At 74.1% G+C, this 15,901-nt stretch carries 15 protein-coding genes; 13 read left to right on the top strand and 2 right to left on the bottom strand.

All coding sequences use genetic code 11. The features are described 5' to 3' along the window. Window positions 1–157 precede the first annotated feature (157 nt). The 8 genes from ABZ261_RS28065 to ABZ261_RS28030 all read left to right on the top strand — a co-directional run bounded on the left by ABZ261_RS28065 (window position 158) and on the right by ABZ261_RS28030 (window position 9,543). The gene (locus tag ABZ261_RS28065; protein WP_356863911.1) at window positions 158–2,224 is read left to right on the top strand and encodes a tetratricopeptide repeat protein; all 2,067 of its coding nucleotides are present in this window, start codon (window positions 158–160) and stop codon (window positions 2,222–2,224) included. Window positions 2,225–2,359: 135 nt separating this feature from the next. After that, complete coding sequence (gene ald, locus ABZ261_RS28060; protein WP_356863909.1) at window positions 2,360–3,484, top strand: alanine dehydrogenase; 1,125 nt, start codon at window positions 2,360–2,362, stop codon at window positions 3,482–3,484. A gap of 426 nt (window positions 3,485–3,910) precedes the next feature. Further along, window positions 3,911–5,044: a ParA family protein gene (locus ABZ261_RS28055; protein ID WP_356863907.1), complete on the top strand. Its 1,134-nt coding sequence runs from the start codon at window positions 3,911–3,913 to the stop codon at window positions 5,042–5,044. After that, the gene (locus ABZ261_RS28050) at window positions 5,029–5,574 is read left to right on the top strand and encodes a hypothetical protein (RefSeq protein ID WP_356863905.1); all 546 of its coding nucleotides are present in this window, start codon (window positions 5,029–5,031) and stop codon (window positions 5,572–5,574) included. Before ABZ261_RS28055 ends, ABZ261_RS28050 begins: the two co-directional genes overlap by 16 nt. Before the next feature lie 18 nt (window positions 5,575–5,592). Further along, window positions 5,593–6,735, top strand: a complete 1,143-nt coding sequence (locus ABZ261_RS28045; protein ID WP_356863903.1) for a segregation/condensation protein A — start codon at window positions 5,593–5,595, stop codon at window positions 6,733–6,735. Beyond that, complete coding sequence (gene scpB / locus ABZ261_RS28040) at window positions 6,732–7,382, top strand: SMC-Scp complex subunit ScpB (protein WP_356863901.1); 651 nt, start codon at window positions 6,732–6,734, stop codon at window positions 7,380–7,382. Before ABZ261_RS28045 ends, scpB begins: the two co-directional genes overlap by 4 nt. A gap of 13 nt (window positions 7,383–7,395) precedes the next feature. Then, on the top strand, window positions 7,396–8,457 hold the full coding sequence (locus ABZ261_RS28035) for a pseudouridine synthase (protein WP_356863899.1): 1,062 nt from the start codon (window positions 7,396–7,398) through the stop codon (window positions 8,455–8,457). Between the two features lie 78 nt (window positions 8,458–8,535). Next, the gene (locus tag ABZ261_RS28030) at window positions 8,536–9,543 is read left to right on the top strand and encodes an ADP-ribosylglycohydrolase family protein (protein ID WP_356863897.1); all 1,008 of its coding nucleotides are present in this window, start codon (window positions 8,536–8,538) and stop codon (window positions 9,541–9,543) included. A gap of 390 nt (window positions 9,544–9,933) precedes the next feature. Here the strand turns inward: ABZ261_RS28030 and ABZ261_RS28025 are convergent, their stop codons facing one another. After that, a complete protein-coding gene (locus ABZ261_RS28025) occupies window positions 9,934–10,668 on the bottom strand; it encodes a nucleotidyltransferase domain-containing protein (protein WP_356863895.1) in 735 nt (244 codons plus the stop codon). A 22-nt stretch (window positions 10,669–10,690) separates the two neighbouring features. Next, on the bottom strand, window positions 10,691–11,173 hold the full coding sequence (locus ABZ261_RS28020; protein ID WP_356863893.1) for a Rieske (2Fe-2S) protein: 483 nt from the start codon (window positions 11,171–11,173) through the stop codon (window positions 10,691–10,693). 146 nt (window positions 11,174–11,319) lie between these two features. Here ABZ261_RS28020 and aroH point away from each other — a divergent pair, with 146 nt between their 5' ends. The 5 genes from aroH to der all read left to right on the top strand — a co-directional run bounded on the left by aroH (window position 11,320) and on the right by der (window position 15,769). Continuing rightward, window positions 11,320–11,682, top strand: coding sequence for a chorismate mutase (gene aroH, locus ABZ261_RS28015; protein ID WP_356863891.1), 363 nt, complete (start codon window positions 11,320–11,322; stop codon window positions 11,680–11,682). After that, window positions 11,679–12,764, top strand: a complete 1,086-nt coding sequence (locus ABZ261_RS28010) for a prephenate dehydrogenase (protein WP_356863889.1) — start codon at window positions 11,679–11,681, stop codon at window positions 12,762–12,764. Before aroH ends, ABZ261_RS28010 begins: the two co-directional genes overlap by 4 nt. A 101-nt stretch (window positions 12,765–12,865) precedes the next feature. Further along, window positions 12,866–13,561: a (d)CMP kinase gene (gene cmk, locus ABZ261_RS28005; RefSeq protein WP_356863887.1), complete on the top strand. Its 696-nt coding sequence runs from the start codon at window positions 12,866–12,868 to the stop codon at window positions 13,559–13,561. Then, window positions 13,558–14,211, top strand: coding sequence for a lysophospholipid acyltransferase family protein (locus ABZ261_RS28000; protein WP_356863885.1), 654 nt, complete (start codon window positions 13,558–13,560; stop codon window positions 14,209–14,211). The genes cmk and ABZ261_RS28000 overlap by 4 nt, the downstream gene beginning before the upstream one ends. Before the next feature lie 76 nt (window positions 14,212–14,287). Beyond that, on the top strand, window positions 14,288–15,769 hold the full coding sequence (gene der, locus ABZ261_RS27995) for a ribosome biogenesis GTPase Der (RefSeq protein ID WP_356863883.1): 1,482 nt from the start codon (window positions 14,288–14,290) through the stop codon (window positions 15,767–15,769). Window positions 15,770–15,901: the final 132 nt, after the last annotated feature.

Raw genomic sequence — 15,901 nt, 5'->3', positions numbered from 1 at the left:
CCCGTCCGGCGCAGTGGTGTGACGATCGCCTGATCCGATCGGGCGATCCGTCCGCCGTGCTCCTCACGGAACGTCGCAGAGCGTGAACTAGGCTCTGGAAAGCCCGCAGCGGAAGATCCGGCGGGCTTGCGCGTGCGGTGGGACGGGAGTGTGGCCCGTGACGGAACAGGCGGTGGAGACAGGCACGGCGCGGCTGCCCGCGCACCCGGTCGCGGGGGACGGTTTCCTGGGCCGGGCACGCGAGGTGAAGGAGCTGCGCGCCGACATCGAGCGCGCGGGCCTGGACACCCTCTCCGGCCGCAAGGCGCCCCGCGCGCGCGTGCTGCTCATCGCGGGCCGCCCCGGCTCCGGCCGCACCAGCCTCGCCGAGGAACTCGTCCGGCAGGTCGCCGCCCGTTACCCCGACGGGGTGCTGCGGGCCCGGCTCAGCGAGCCCGACGGCACCCCGGTTCCCGTGGAGCGTGCGGCCCGCGACCTGCTCGCCGCACTGGGCCTGCCCGCACCCGCCGGGGCCGCCGAGGACGACCTCACCGCGGCCCTGCGCACGGCGCTCGCCGGCCGGCGGATGCTGCTCCTGCTGGACGACGCGGCCGGCGCCGAGCAGGTCGACGCGCTGCTCCCGGACTCCCCGGACTGCCTGGTGGTGGCCGTCTCCGTCGGTCCGCTCACCGGGATCGCCGACGTCCGCCCCTGCACGCTGGGCGGCCTCGACACCAAGTCCGCGGTGGAACTGCTCGCCCGCTACACCGGCTCGGTCCGCATCACCGTCGACCCGCGTGCCGCGGAGAGCCTGGTGGAGGCCTGCCAGGGCCACCCCGCCGCGCTCGTCCTGGCCGGCGGCTGGCTGGCCGCGCGTCCCCAGGCCGCCGTCTCCGACCTCGCCAAGCGGATGCACGCGGAGGGCGGGGACGGCGAGGACGGCTCCCCGCTGGCCCGCGTCCTGCGGCTCGTGCACGACCAGCTGCCCGGGCCGGCCGCCCGGACGCTGCGCCTGCTCAGCCTGGCCCCGGCCGGCCTGGTGGACCCGCACACCGCCTCCTCCCTCGCCGGCTGCTCGGTCGACGCCGCCCGCGCCGCCCTGGACGACTTCGCCGCCCTCGGCCTGCTGCACGCGGTGGACTCGCCGCTGCCCGAGTACGCCGTCCCCGGCTGCCTGCACCCGCTGCTGCGCGCCCTGGCCGGCACCCGGGAGCGGCCCGCGGAGCTGCAGCTGGCCCGGGCCCGGATGCTGGAGCGCACGGTCCGGCTGCTGCACGCCTGCCGGGCGATCACCGAGACGGACAGCCCGCAGGCCCGGGAGAAGCTGGGCGCCATGCCGCCCGAGGTGCGCTTCCCGACCCCCCGGGCGGCCGCCGAATGGCTGCGCCTGCGCCGGCCCGCCCTGCTGGCGTCCGCCCGGCTCGCGGTGGCCGACGGCGAGCTGGACACCCTCGCCCGCCGTCTGATGGCGCAGCTGGTGAGGGCCGTCGCGGCGCATGTGGGCACACAGGCCGCCGCGCCCGACCTGTACGGCGTGCACACCCTCGTCCTGGACGTCGCCGAGCGGCGCGGGCTGCACCGGGAGAAGGCCGCGGCCCTGCTCAACCTCGGCGATCTGGACGCCCAGACCGGCCGCACCAGGGCCGCCCTGGCCCGTTACCGGGCCGCCCTGGACGCCGGGCGCGAGGCGAACGACCCGTACGCGACCGGCCGCGCGATGGAATCCGTGGGCGGCGCCCACCTGGAGCTGGGGGACTACGACCGGGCCGCGGACTGGTTCGGCCGGGCGCTGGCCGAGCGGCTGGCCCGCGGGGAGCGCCCGGAGGCCGCCCGGCTGTACGGCCGGATCGCCACCGCCCACACCTACGCGGGCCGCTACGGCGAGGCGCTCAGGAACTGGCGGGCCGCCCTCGCCGGCTACCGCCGCGGCGGCGATGTGGCCGCCAGCGCGCGGGCGCTGAGCGAGATCGCCCGGGTGCAGGAGTACGCGGGGCGGCCCGAGGAGTCGCTGCGGACCTGCCAGGAGGCCGTGGAGTGGGCGCGGCGGGCCGAGGACACCCGGCTGCAGGCCGCGCTGCAGCTCCGGCTGGCCGACACCCTGGACCGCATCGGCGACCCCGCGGCGGCCCGCCTGCACCGGGCGATGGCCGAGCGCATGCTGGCCGAGGAGCCGCAGCAGGAGGACGACGGTCCAGGACACGACAAAGGTGCCTGCGAAATCCGCAGTCTGTCGATCAAAGATTGATGCAATGAAAGGCTAGACAGCCGGAACACCTTCATTAAACTGGCTCTGCCGCAGGTTCCTGTGGTGTGTCCCGGTATGCCGATGCATGTCTGGGTACGTCTTCATTGCACCCCCATACCCTCTGAGCCAAGGACCGTGATCGACGTGAAGGTCGGCATCCCCCGCGAGGTCAAGAACAACGAGTTCCGGGTGGCCATCACCCCCGCCGGTGTGCACGAGCTGGTGCGCAACGGCCACCAGGTCGTCATCGAGCGGGGCGCCGGCCTCGGCTCCTCGATCACGGACGAGGAGTACGTCTCCGCCGGCGCCGCGATCCTTGACACCGCCGACGAGGTGTGGGCCACCGCCGACCTGCTGCTGAAGGTCAAGGAGCCCATCGCGGAGGAGTACCACCGCCTGCGCAAGGACCAGACGCTCTTCACCTACCTGCACCTGGCCGCGTCCAAGGAGTGCACCGACGCGCTGCTGGAGTCCGGCACCACCGCGATCGCCTACGAGACCGTCGAGCTTCCCAACCGCGCCCTGCCGCTGCTCGCCCCGATGTCCGAGGTCGCGGGCCGGCTGGCCCCGCAGGTCGGCGCCTACCACCTGATGCGCGCGGCCGGCGGCCGCGGCGTGCTGCCGGGCGGCGTCCCCGGGGTCACCCCGGCCAAGGCCGTCGTCATCGGCGGCGGCGTCTCCGGCTGGAACGCCACCCAGATCGCCGTCGGCATGGGCTTCGACGTCACCCTGCTCGACCGCGACATCAACAAGCTGCGCGAGGCCGACCGGATCTTCGGCACGAAGGTCAAGGCGATCATGTCCAACTCCTTCGAGCTGGAGAAGGCCGTCCTCGACGCCGACCTCGTGATCGGCGCGGTCCTCATCCCGGGCGCCAAGGCCCCGAAGCTGGTCACCAACGAGCTGGTGTCCCGCATGAAGCCGGGAAGTGTCCTTGTCGACATCGCGATCGACCAGGGCGGCTGCTTCGAGGACTCGCGTCCCACCACCCACGCCGAGCCGACCTTCCGCGTCCACAACTCGGTCTTCTACTGCGTGGCCAACATGCCGGGCGCGGTGCCCAGCACCTCCACCAACGCCCTCACCAACGCGACGCTGCCGTACATCGTCTCGCTCGCCAACAACGGCTGGGTGGAGGCGCTGCGCCGCGACGCCGCGCTCGCCAAGGGCCTCAACACCCATGACGGCAAGGTCGTCTACAAGGAGGTCGCGCAGGCGCACGGCCTGGACCACGTGGAGCTCGACTCCCTGCTCGGCTGATCCCGCCTCCGGTCTCGCCGGCCCGGTGAGCCGCCAAGTCGCCGACAGGCAAAAGGCGATTCGTCAACACGACTCGTCAACACCGCGCGCCCGGCCGGACCTTGCCCGACAAGGTCCGGCCGGATGTGTGTATGGTCACTTTGCGGCTCTCGGTCAACTCGCCTCGAACGTAACCCTTCGACCGATTCGCACACCGGTGAAACCCACGGTGCGACGGCCGTACGCCCTTGACAGCGGGATGTTCCATTGCCGACACATCCTGCCGGGTCCGGCGGATTGTGTTGCTGCGGACCGCCGACACGCCATAGAGTCGCCAACCGTCGGCATGGTGCCACGCTGACCTTGTCTAGAAGTTTCCTGGTCACCAAGGAGGTAAGACGACTTGTGAATGAGTCGACATTTTCTCCCGGGGGTGGTCAACCAGGAATGCCTGCACGGGGCCAGGGGCCCGCGGGATTCGAGGCTGTCGGCTCCGTCGCTGTGCGCACCTTCGCAGCCCACCAGAGTCCGGGCCCGCAGCCGGTCCGGACAGCACACCAGAGCATGGATGGCCATCACGTGAACGCCATGGCCGGCGACGGAAGTGGCGCGCCCCACGACCACTTCGCCGACTACGACGAACTGCCCGAGGGGCACTTCTACGACCCCGACGCCGAGTACGAGCCCGATCCGGAGTACGCGGCCACGCTCGCGCCCGACGCGGCCCGCCAGCGCCGGGAGCGCATCGGCCCGACCGGGCGCCCGCTGCCGTACTTCCCGATCCCGGGCCCGCTGACCGACCACGGCCCCGCGAAGATCATCGCGATGTGCAACCAGAAGGGCGGCGTCGGCAAGACGACGTCGACCATCAACCTGGGCGCCGCGCTCGCGGAGTACGGCCGGCGCGTGCTGCTCGTGGACTTCGACCCGCAGGGCGCGCTGTCGGTCGGACTGGGCGTCAACCCCATGGAGCTCGACCTCACCGTCTACAACCTGCTCATGGAGCGGGGCATGTCCGCGGACGAGGTCCTGCTGAAGACGGCGGTCCCCAACATGGACCTGCTGCCCTCCAACATCGACCTGTCGGCCGCCGAGGTCCAGCTGGTCTCCGAGGTGGCGCGCGAGTCGACGCTCCAGCGGGCGCTGAAGCCGCTGCTGCCCGACTACGACTACATCGTGATCGACTGTCAGCCCTCGCTCGGCCTGCTCACCGTGAACGCGCTGACGGCCGCCCACAAGGTGATCGTCCCGCTGGAGTGCGAGTTCTTCGCGCTGCGCGGTGTGGCCCTGCTGACCGAGACCATCGAGAAGGTCCAGGAGCGGCTCAACCCCGAGCTGGAGCTGGACGGCATCCTCGCCACGATGTACGACTCGCGCACCGTGCACAGCCGGGAGGTGCTGGCGCGCGTCGTCGAGGCGTTCGACGATCACGTCTACCACACCGTCATCGGGCGCACGGTCCGCTTCCCGGAGACCACGGTCGCCGGTGAGCCGATCACCACGTACGCCTCCAACTCCGTCGGCGCCGCCGCCTACCGCCAGCTCGCCAGGGAGGTGCTCGCCCGGTGTCACGCCGAGTGAGTCTGCCCGGGGCCGACGAACTGTTCCGCACGACCGGGGGGACGGCGCTCCAGCCGTCCACGCCCCGCCGCGCGGCCAACGGCGAGGCCCGGGTGCCGGCTCCCGCGGGGGAGAGCGACGAGGCGGCCGCCGCCGAGGACGCGCCCCAGTCGGTGCCCGTCCAGGGCGGTGACGGAGAGGGCGCCGAGCACGTGGCGGCGGAGGCCGGGCCGGACGCCGGTGAGTCCCGCACCCGCCCGGCACGGCGGCAGGCGGCGCAGGAGCCCCCGGCCGCAGCGCAGCCGCGCAAGCGCGGCCGGGCGGCGGCCCGCCGGCCCAGCGGACGCGAGCGGCACGACGAGAAGATCACCGTGTACGTCTCCGCCGAGGAGCTGATGGACCTGGAGCACGCCCGGCTGGTGCTGCGCGGCGAGCACGGGCTCGCGGTGGACCGCGGCCGGATCGTCCGCGAGGCGGTGGCCGTGGTCCTGGCCGACCTGGAGTCCCGCGGGGACGCGAGCATCCTCGTACGACGGCTGCGGGGACGCTAGCGGTAGCCTGCGGGGGCTATGACCCCGAACGACCTTCCCGTCCCCGGCGCCGGCGCCGGCCGCCGGCGCGCGCTGGGGCGGGGGCCGGGGGCCGCGCGGGCGGCCCCGCCGGCCGGACCGGCCGTGCGGACCCCGGAGGTTCCCGGGCCGGCCGTGGCGCCCGGCGAGGCGCCCGGGGCGGAGTCCGCGCCCGGGCCAGGGCCGCGGTCCGGGCCCGCGGCGGAGTCCGCCGAGTCCGGGTCGCACCACGCCGAGCCCGCGCCCCCACCCGCGGCCGAGCCCGCGGCCCCACGCGCGGCCGGGGCCGCCGTGCCCGGCCCCCAGCCGGCGTCCGGCGACCCGGCCCCCGCCGACGGGGTGTTCACGGTGCGGCTCGCCAACTTCGAGGGGCCCTTCGACCTGCTCCTGCAGCTGATCGCCAAGCACAAGCTGGACGTCACCGAGGTCGCCCTGTCGAAGGTGACGGACGAGTTCATGGCGCACATCCGGGCCCGCGGCCCGGACTGGGACCTGGACCGGACGACCGAGTTCCTGGTCGTGGCCGCCACCCTGCTCGACCTGAAGGCGGCCCGGCTGCTGCCCGCCGCCGAGGTCGAGGACGAGGCCGACCTGGCCCTGCTGGAGGCCCGCGACCTGCTGTTCGCGCGGCTGCTGCAGTACCGCGCGTACAAGCAGGTGGCGGAGATCTTCAGCCGGCGGCTCGACGACGAGGCCCGGCGCCGTCCCCGTACCGTCGGACTCGAACCGCGGCACGCCGAGCTGCTCCCCGAGGTGGTCATCGGCATCGGCCCCGAGGGCCTGGCGTCGCTCGCCGTCAGGGCGATGCGGCCCAGGCCCGAACCCCGGGTGTACGTCGACCACATCCACGCCCCGCTGGTCAGCGTGCAGGAGCAGGCGGCGGTCGTGGTGGCCCGGCTCAGGGAGCTGGGCGAGGCCAGCTTCCGGACGCTGACCGAGGACACCGACGACACGCTCACGGTCGTGGCCCGGTTCCTGGCCCTGCTGGAGCTGTACCGGGAGAAGGCGGTCGCACTGGAGCAGGAGACCGCGCTCGGGGAACTGCTGGTGCGCTGGACCGGCGGGGACGCGGAGGCGGCGCCGAGGGTCACCGACGAGTTCGACCGGCCGCCCGAGGCGCCCGGGGAGGAGAGGAAGACATGAGCGAGGAGACCGCGGACATGCCGGCGGACCCGCGGGCCGTCGCCGGTCTCGGCCTCAAGCCCGCCCTGGAGGCGATGCTCATGGTCGTGGACGAGCCCGCGGCCGAGGAGCACCTGGCGCGGATCCTGGAGCGGCCGAGGCGCCAGGTCGCGGACGCCCTGCGGGAGCTGGCCGACGAGTACACCGTGCAGGGCCGCGGGTTCGAGCTGCGCCACGTCGCCGGCGGCTGGCGCTTCTACAGCCGCGCCGCCTACGCGCCCGCCGTCGAGCGGCTGGTCCTGGACGGCCAGACCGCCCGGCTCACCCAGGCCGCGCTGGAGACGCTCGCGGTCGTCGCCTACCGGCAGCCGGTCAGCCGCAGCCGCGTCTCCGCCGTGCGCGGGGTGAACTGCGACGGCGTCATGCGCACCCTCCTGCAGCGCGGTCTGGTCCGGGAGGCGGGCACGGAACCTGAAACAGGTGCGATCCTGTACAGGACGACGGACTACTTCCTGGAGCGGATGGGCCTGCGCGGCCTGGACGAGCTACCGGAGCTCGCGCCCTTCCTCCCGGAGGCGGAGGCGATCGAGGCCGAGTCCCAGGAGGGGGTCCCGTCGTTCGACCCGGACGCGCCCGACGCGTCCGGCGGTCAGGACGCAGACGACTAAGACGGAAACCTTGATGCGAAGCAGCGGCAGCGGCAAGAGCGGCGGGCGCGGTAACTACCGCGGTGCCGGCAACGACAGGGACCAGAAGCAGGGGCAGGGTCGTCCCCGCAAGCCCCGCCCGGAGGAGCGCCGCTACGACGTGGGTCCCGGGGCCACCAAGGACGGCCCCAAGGCGGGGCGCGGCGGCGCGGCGCGCGGCGGCGCCAAGGGCGGCCCGAGGAAGCCCCAGCAGGGCGGGCGGACGGCCCCGGCGCGCTCGCGCGAGTACGAGACGCGGGTCGAGGAGCGCAACCGGGAGCGGTACGCCGGCAAGAAGGACGTCAAGCTCCCCAAGACCTTCCCGGGCGCCGAGCAGGAGGGCGAGCGGCTGCAGAAGGTCCTCGCGCGCGCGGGCTACGGCTCCCGGCGGGCCTGCGAGGAGCTGATCGACCAGGCCCGGGTCGAGGTGAACGGTGAGATCGTCACCGAGCAGGGCCGCCGGGTGGACCCGGAGAAGGACGAGGTCAAGGTCGACGGCCTGACGGTCGCGACCCAGTCGTACCAGTTCTTCGCGCTGAACAAGCCCGCCGGCGTGGTCTCCACCATGGAGGACCCGGAGGGCCGGCAGTGCCTCGGCGACTACGTCACCAACCGCGAGACGCGGCTCTTCCACGTCGGCCGGCTGGACACCGAGACCGAGGGCGTCATCCTGCTCACCAACCACGGCGAGCTGGCGCACCGCCTCACGCACCCGAAGTACGGCGTGAAGAAGACCTACCTCGCGCACATCGTCGGCCCGATCCCGCGCGACCTCGGCAAGCGGCTGAAGGACGGCATCCAGCTGGAGGACGGCTACGCCCGCGCGGACCACTTCCGCGTGGTGGAGCAGACCGGCAAGAACTACCTGGTCGAGGTGACCCTGCACGAGGGCCGCAAGCACATCGTGCGCCGGATGCTGGCGGAGGCGGGCTTCCCCGTCGACAAGCTGGTGCGGACCGCTTTCGGGCCGATCACCCTCGGCGACCAGAAGTCCGGCTGGCTGCGCCGCCTGTCGAACACCGAGGTCGGCATGCTGATGAAGGAGGTCGACCTCTAGATCCGGCCCGCCGGCGCCTTGCCATGATCACCATCCCCCTTTATTGTCAGGGTGACGATAAAAGGGGATGGTGATCGCGTGTCCACAACCGCCGCGACCGGAGCGCTCCTGGGCCTCGCCCTCGGAGACGCCCTCGGCTACCCGACCGAGTTCCAGACCGTGCCGTCGATCCTCGCCGAGCACGGGGCCTGGCGGGAGCGGGACCTGCCGCGGCCCGCCCTGGTCTCCGACGACACCCAGATGACCCTCGCTCTCGGGCGGGCGCTCCGCACCGCCACCGGGCGAGGCGACCTCACGCCGCAGTCGCTGGAGGGGCCGCTGCGCGAGGAGTTCGTGCGCTGGTACCGGTCGCCGGAGAACGACCGGGCACCGGGCGCCACCTGCCTGGCCGCGTGCGCTCTGCTCGAGGACGAGGAGCGGCCCTGGCAGGACGCCAGCCGGATCGGCTCCAAGGGCTGCGGCGCCGACATGCGGGTGGCGCCGATCGGGCTCGCCCCGGGGCTGGACGACGAACAGCGCGCCGGCGCCGCCCAGTTGCAGTCCGCGCTCACCCACGGCCACCCCACCGCGCTCGCCGCCTGCGACCTCACCGCGCACGCCGTCCACCTGCTCGCCCGGGGCGCCGACCCGGCCGGGCTGGTCGGCCGGCTGCGCTCCTACGCCCTGGACAACCGCACCCGCTACCACCACGCCTGGCTCGGCGACCTGTGGACCCGCTCCGAGGACCCCGGTCCCGAGCACTTCATCGCCCGCGGCTGGGACGAGTGCCTGGCGATCCTCGACCGCCTCCAGGAGGCGGTGCGGACCGTCTCCCCGGAGACCGACCCCTGCCTGGCCACCGGCGAGGGCTGGATCGCCGAGGAAGCCCTCGCCACCGGCCTGCTCTGCTTCCTGCTCTTCCCCGACGAACCCCTCACCGCCCTGCGCCGGGCCGCCTGCACCGCCGGCGACTCCGACTCCATCGCCTGCCTCACCGGCGCCTTCGCCGGCGCCCGGCTCGGCGCGGACGCCTGGCCCGCCGACTGGACCGGGCGGATCGAGCACCGGGACGAACTCATGGCCCTCGGGACGGTCTGGGACGCCTAGGCCGGGCCCCGCCGTCCGGATCGCCCCGGCGCCGCGGTGCCCGGCGGGGCGCGGGCCGCCTCAGCGCTGCCCGGCGCGCCCGGCGCGGTGGTCGGGCTCCGCGCGCAGGGCCGAGGCGCGGCGCGCGCGGAGCAGGAAGTCGGCCACCCGCGCGTGGTCCGGCTCGGGCGGCAGCGGGCTGCCCCGCAGGGCTTCCTCGGCCTCGGCCGCCAGCCGGACCGCCCACGTCTCGACCCGGGACCACGGCAGTCGCCGCGGGGGCCGGCGCGCGCATCCGCGGTCGTTGCCGTCGGTTGCCGACGCTCCGCGTCGACGCCCTCTCCCGCCTTGCGGCGGCACGCAGCGGACGGGGGGCGCCTGCGCGCGGTGCCCGGCGGGGCGCGGGCCGCCTCAGCGCTGCCCGGCGCGCCCGGCGCCCTGCCCGACGCGGTGGTCGGGCTCCGCGCGCAGGGCCGAGGCGCGGCGCACGCGGAGCAGGAAGTCGGCCACCCGCGCGTGGTCCGGCTCCGGCGGCAGCGGGCTGCCCCGCAGGGCCTCCTCGGCCTCGGCCGCCAGCCGGACCGCCCACGCCTCGACCCGGGACCACGGCACCTCGCCCCGCTTCACGGCGAGCAGCGGCTCACGCTGCCCGCCGACGTCGGTCCGCAGCTCCCCGGTGCGCAGCAGGTCCCGCGCGCTCGTCAGCAGGCGCAGCAGGTGCATGGCGTGCTTCCAGCGCGGGGCGCCCGTGGCGCGGACGTCCGCGTCGAGCTTGCGGCGCTGGCCGAGGGCGTACCGGGTGAAGGTGTCGTGGACCCGCCGGGACAGGAACGCGGGGCGCAGGGACAGCAGTTCGCGGCCGGTGTCGTCCATGTGCTCCACCAGCGGGGAGTGCAGGCACTCCAGGATGTTCGGGTTGCCGCGCAGCGCCAGCGCGCAGAACCGCTCCAGCTCCCAGGAGAACTGCTCCGCGCCCGGCCCCTCCACGTGCGTCGGCGGCTTCTCGAACCGCCAGAACAGCGGGGTCGGCGCCAGGAACACCCCGCGCCGGTCGGTGTCGCTGGCGTCCGTGGCCAGGCCGAAGGCACGGGAGCCCATGACGCAGGCGTAGACGGTGTGGTCGCGTACCAGGTCCTGGGGCTGCATCCTGGGAGGGTACGCGGGCCCGTCAGGCCAGGTGAACCGAATTCCCGTGCACCATGACCGGCTTCTCGGCCAGCGGCCTGGTCGCGGGGCCCCGGGCCACCGAGCCGTCGGCGATCCGGAACGCGCTGCCGTGGCAGGGGCAGTCGATGGTGCCGTCCGCCACCCGGCTCACCGTGCAGCCCTGGTGCGTGCAGACCGCCGAGAACGCCTTGAACTCCCCCTTCGAAGGCTGGGTGACCACCACCTTCCGGTCCGCGATGACCCGGCCGCCGCCCTCCGGGATGTCAGCGGTCCGCGCCAGCTCCTCGCCGGCCGGGGGCGCCGACGCGGTCGCGGGGGAGGACGGCCGGGAGACCGCCGGGGAGGACGAAGCGGAGGCCGACGGGGAGGACGCGGGGGAGGACGGCGCCGCGGAGCCGCCGTCGCCGCCGCATCCCGCGCATCCCAGGGCGAGCGCACCCGCGCCCGTGGCGAGAACCGTGCGCCGCGTCGTGGGCTGGGACATGTCGAGCCTCCGTACAGACGTCGGGAACGTGCGAAACCGGGACGAGCGCATCGTCTCAGCGGCCGGGCGGCGCGCACCCGCCCCACGCGGGCTGACTACGCTGGACGGACCAAGAACGCACACGCACGTCAGCGAGGAGCAGCGCCGTGGCGGTACGAGCGGTCCGGGGGGCCGTCCAACTGGAGCGGGACGAGGCCGGGCACATGGCGGAGCGGGTCGGGGCGCTGCTCACCGCCGTCCTGCAGCGGAACGGGCTGACCGCCGACGACCTGATCAGCATCTGGTTCACGGCCACCCCCGACCTGCACAGCGACTTCCCGGCCGCCGCGGCCCGGGGGCTCGGCATCGTGGACGTGCCCCTCATCTGCGCCCAGGAACTGGACGTGGAGGGTGCCATGCCGCGGGTCGTGCGGATCCTCGCGCACGTCGAGTCGGACCGGCCGCGCGCCGACATCGACCACGTCTACCTCGGCGCCGCGGCCGCCCTGCGCAAGGACATCGCCCAGTGAGAACCGCACTCGTCATCGGAACGGGCCTCATCGGCACCTCCGCCGCCCTCGCCCTCGCCCGGCGCGGCGTCACCGTCCACCTGGCCGACCACGACCCCGAGCAGGCCCGGACGGCCGCCGCCCTGGGCGCCGGCACCGACGAGGCGCCCGACGGACCGGTCGACCTGGCGATCGTGGCCGCCCCGCCCGCCCATGTGGCCGGGGTGCTCGCCGACGTCATGCGCCGGGGCGCGGCCCGCGGCTACCTGGACGTCGCCAGCGTCAAGGGCGGCCCCCGCCGCGAGCTGCAGGCGCTCGGCCTGGACCTCACCGCCTACATCGGCACCCACCCGATGTCCGGCCGGGAGAAGTCCGGACCGCTGGCCGCCACCGGCGACCTCTTCGAGGGCCGCCCCTGGGTGCTCACCCCGACCCGGGACACCGACACCGAGGTGCTGAACCTCGCCCTGGAGCTGGTCTCGCACTGCCGGGCCGTACCGGTCGTCATGGACGCCGACGCCCACGACCGCGCCGTCGCCCTCGTCTCCCACATGCCCCACCTGGTGTCCAGCATGGTCGCCGCCCGCCTGGAGCACGCCGAGGAGGCGGCCGTACGGCTGTGCGGGCAGGGCATCCGGGACGTCACCAGGATCGCCGCCTCGGACCCGCGGATGTGGATCGACATCCTCTCCGCGAACCCGGGCCCGGTCGCGGACCTGCTCTCCGAGGTCGCCGCCGACCTGGACGGGACCGTGCAGGCGCTGCGCGCCCTGCAGTCCGGCGACGAGGACAAGCGCCGCGAGGGCGCCGCCGGCATCGAGGACGTGCTGCGCCGCGGGAACGTGGGCCAGGTGCGGGTGCCCGGCAAGCACGGCAGCGCACCGCGCGCCTACGAGTCCGTGGTCGTCCTCATCGACGACCAGCCCGGCCAGCTCGCCCGGATCTTCGCCGACGCGGACCGGGCCGGGGTCAACATCGAGGACGTGCGCATCGAGCACGCCACCGGGCAGCAGGCCGGTCTGGTGCAGCTCATGGTGGAGCCGCAGGCGGTGCCGGTGCTCACCGGCGCCCTGCGCGAGCGGGGCTGGGCGCTCAGGCAGTGAAGCCCGGTGAGGGCGCCCCCCCGCGAGCCAGTAACCTTGTGCGGGGCGCCCTCGCGCCCCGCACCCCCGCTGACCACCCTTCACCAGGAAGGTGCCCTCCCGTGGAAAACGGCGCCGCCCCGACCGCCAAGCCCGTGATCGTCGCCATAGACGGTCCCTCCGGCACGGGCAAGTCGAGCACGTCGAAGGCCGTGGCCGCGCAGCTCGGCCTGAGCTACCTGGACACCGGCGCCCAGTACCGGGCGATCACCTGGTGGATGGTGAACAACGGCATCGACCTGGAGGACCCGACCGCCGTCGCCGCCGTCGCCGGCAAGCCGGAGATCGTCTCCGGCACCGACCCGGCGAACCCCACCATCACGGTCGACGGCGTCGACGTGGCCGGCCCGATCCGCACCCAGGAGGTCACCTCCAAGGTCAGCGCGGTCAGCGCGGTGCCCGAGGTGCGCGCCCGGATCACCGAGCTGCAGCGTTCGCTGGCCGCCGCCGCGGAGCGGGGCATCGTGGTCGAGGGCCGTGACATCGGCACGACCGTCCTCCCGGACGCCGACCTGAAGATCTTCCTCACCGCCTCCCCGGAGGCCCGCGCGGCCCGCCGCAGCGGGGAGCTGAAGGGCGCGGACGTCAACGCCACCCGCGAGGCCCTCATCAAGCGGGACGCGGCCGACTCCAGCCGCAAGACCTCGCCGCTCGCCAAGGCCGACGACGCGGTCGAGGTGGACACCACCGAGCTCACCCTCGCCCAGGTCGTCGAGTGCGTCGTCACCCTGGTCGAGGAGAAGCGGGCCGGGAAGTGAGCCGTCCGCCCGTTCCGTCGCAGCGGGGCGCCGAGATCGGGCGGCGTATCGGCGTCGGCCTGATGTACGGCCTGTGGCGGCCGCGCGTGCTCGGCGCCTGGAAGGTGCCGGCCACCGGCCCGGTGATCCTCGCCGTGAACCACTCCCACAACCTCGACGGCCCGATGGTCATGGGCGTGGCGCCCCGGCCGACCCACTTCCTGATCAAGAAGGAGGCGTTCGTCGGCCCGCTCGGCCCCTTCCTGACCGGCATCGGCCAGCTGGAGGTGGACCGCGCCTCCGCCGACCGCGCCGCGATCACCCGGGCCCTCGGCGTGCTGGAGGCCGGGGGAGTGCTGGGGATCTTCCCGGAGGGCACCCGGGGCGAGGGCGACTTCGCCTCGCTGCGCGCCGGGCTCGCCTACTTCGCGGTCCGCAGCGGGGCGCCGATCGTCCCGGTGGCCGTGCTGGGCAGTTCCGACCGGCGGGGACGGCTGGCCGGGGGGCTGCCCCCGCTGCGCTCCCGCATCGACGTCGTCTTCGGTGACCCGTTCGAGGCGGGCGACGGCACCGGCCGGCGCACGCGCGGGGCGCTGGACGAGGCCACCGGGCGCATCCAGAAGCAGCTCGCCCGCCACCTGGAAAACGCCAGGCGCCTGACCGGGCGCTAGGCGACACTTGAGTAGTGGATCAGCCCGGAAGGACGGTCCACCGATCACCACGAATGAACGACGAGGTACGGACTTCATGAACGACGACATCCAGCCCGACGGCTCGGCCGAGCACGAGTACGAGCACGGGGCTCTCGGCGACGCCGAGTACGCGGAGTTCATGGAGCTCGCCGCGGAAGAGGGCTTCGACGTCGAGGACGTCGAGGGCGCCATCGAGGCGGCGGGCCACGGCCCGCTGCCCGTGCTCGCCGTCGTCGGCCGGCCCAACGTCGGCAAGTCGACCCTGGTCAACCGGATCATCGGCCGCCGCGAGGCGGTCGTGGAGGACCGGCCGGGCGTCACCCGCGACCGCGTCACCTACGAGGCCGAGTGGGCGGGCCGCCGTTTCAAGGTGGTCGACACCGGCGGCTGGGAGCAGGACGTCCTCGGCATCGACGCCTCCGTGGCCGCGCAGGCCGAGTACGCGATCGAGGCGGCCGACGCGGTCGTCTTCGTGGTCGACGCCAAGGTCGGCGCGACCGACACCGACGAGGCGGTCGTCCGGCTGCTGCGCAAGGCCGGCAAGCCGGTCGTGCTGTGCGCCAACAAGGTCGACGGCCCGAGCGGCGAGGCCGACGCGGCCTACCTGTGGAACCTGGGCCTCGGCGAACCCCACCCGGTCTCCGCGCTGCACGGCCGCGGCACCGGCGACATGCTCGACGCCGTCCTGGAGGTCCTGCCGAACGCGCCCGAGCAGTCCTTCGGCGCCGCGATCGGCGGCCCGCGCCGCGTGGCCCTGATCGGCCGCCCGAACGTGGGCAAGTCCTCGCTGCTGAACAAGGTGGCCGGCGAGGAGCGGGTCGTCGTCAACGAGCTGGCGGGCACCACCCGCGACCCGGTCGACGAGATCATCGAACTCGGCGGCAAGACCTGGAAGTTCGTGGACACCGCCGGCATCCGCAAGCGCGTCCACCTGCAGCAGGGCGCCGACTACTACGCCTCCCTGCGCACGGCCGCCGCGGTGGAGAAGGCCGAGGTGGCGGTCGTCCTGATCGACGCCTCCGAGTCCATCTCCGTGCAGGACCAGCGGATCGTCACCATGGCGGTCGAGGCGGGCCGCGCGATGGTCATCGCCTACAACAAGTGGGACACCCTCGACGAGGAGCGCCGCTACTACCTGGAGCGGGAGATCGAGACCGAGCTGGGCCAGGTCTCCTGGGCGCCCCGGGTCAACGTCTCGGCCCGCACCGGCCGGCACATGGAGAAGCTGGTCCCGGCGATCGAGACGGCGCTGGCCGGCTGGGAGACCCGGGTCCCCACGGGCCGTCTGAACGCCTTCCTCGGCGAACTGGTCTCGGCCCACCCGCACCCCATCCGGGGCGGCAAGCAGCCGCGCATCCTGTTCGGCACCCAGGCCGGCACCAAGCCCCCGCGGTTCGTGTTCTTCGCGTCCGGCTTCATCGAGGCGGGCTACCGGCGGTTCATCGAGCGCCGCCTGCGCGAGGAGTTCGGCTTCGAGGGCACCCCGATCCACATCTCGGTGCGGGTGCGCGAGAAGCGCGGCGCGAAGAAGAAGTAGAGGCGGCTGAAGAAGCGGCCGAAGAGGCGACGCGGCCACGGCGCGACCGCGTACAACCCGTACCGCACCTGAGTCCCGCCTCCCTTCGGCCCGTACCGGACCCGAGTCCCGCCTCCGCGGCCCGCCCCGGGC

It is taken from the genome of Streptomyces sp. NPDC006193 (genome assembly GCF_040613915.1).
Classification (GTDB): domain Bacteria; phylum Actinomycetota; class Actinomycetes; order Streptomycetales; family Streptomycetaceae; genus Streptomyces.
The sequence above is the reverse complement of the archived record's forward strand: the minus strand, read 5'-3'. Positions and strand labels throughout refer to the sequence as shown.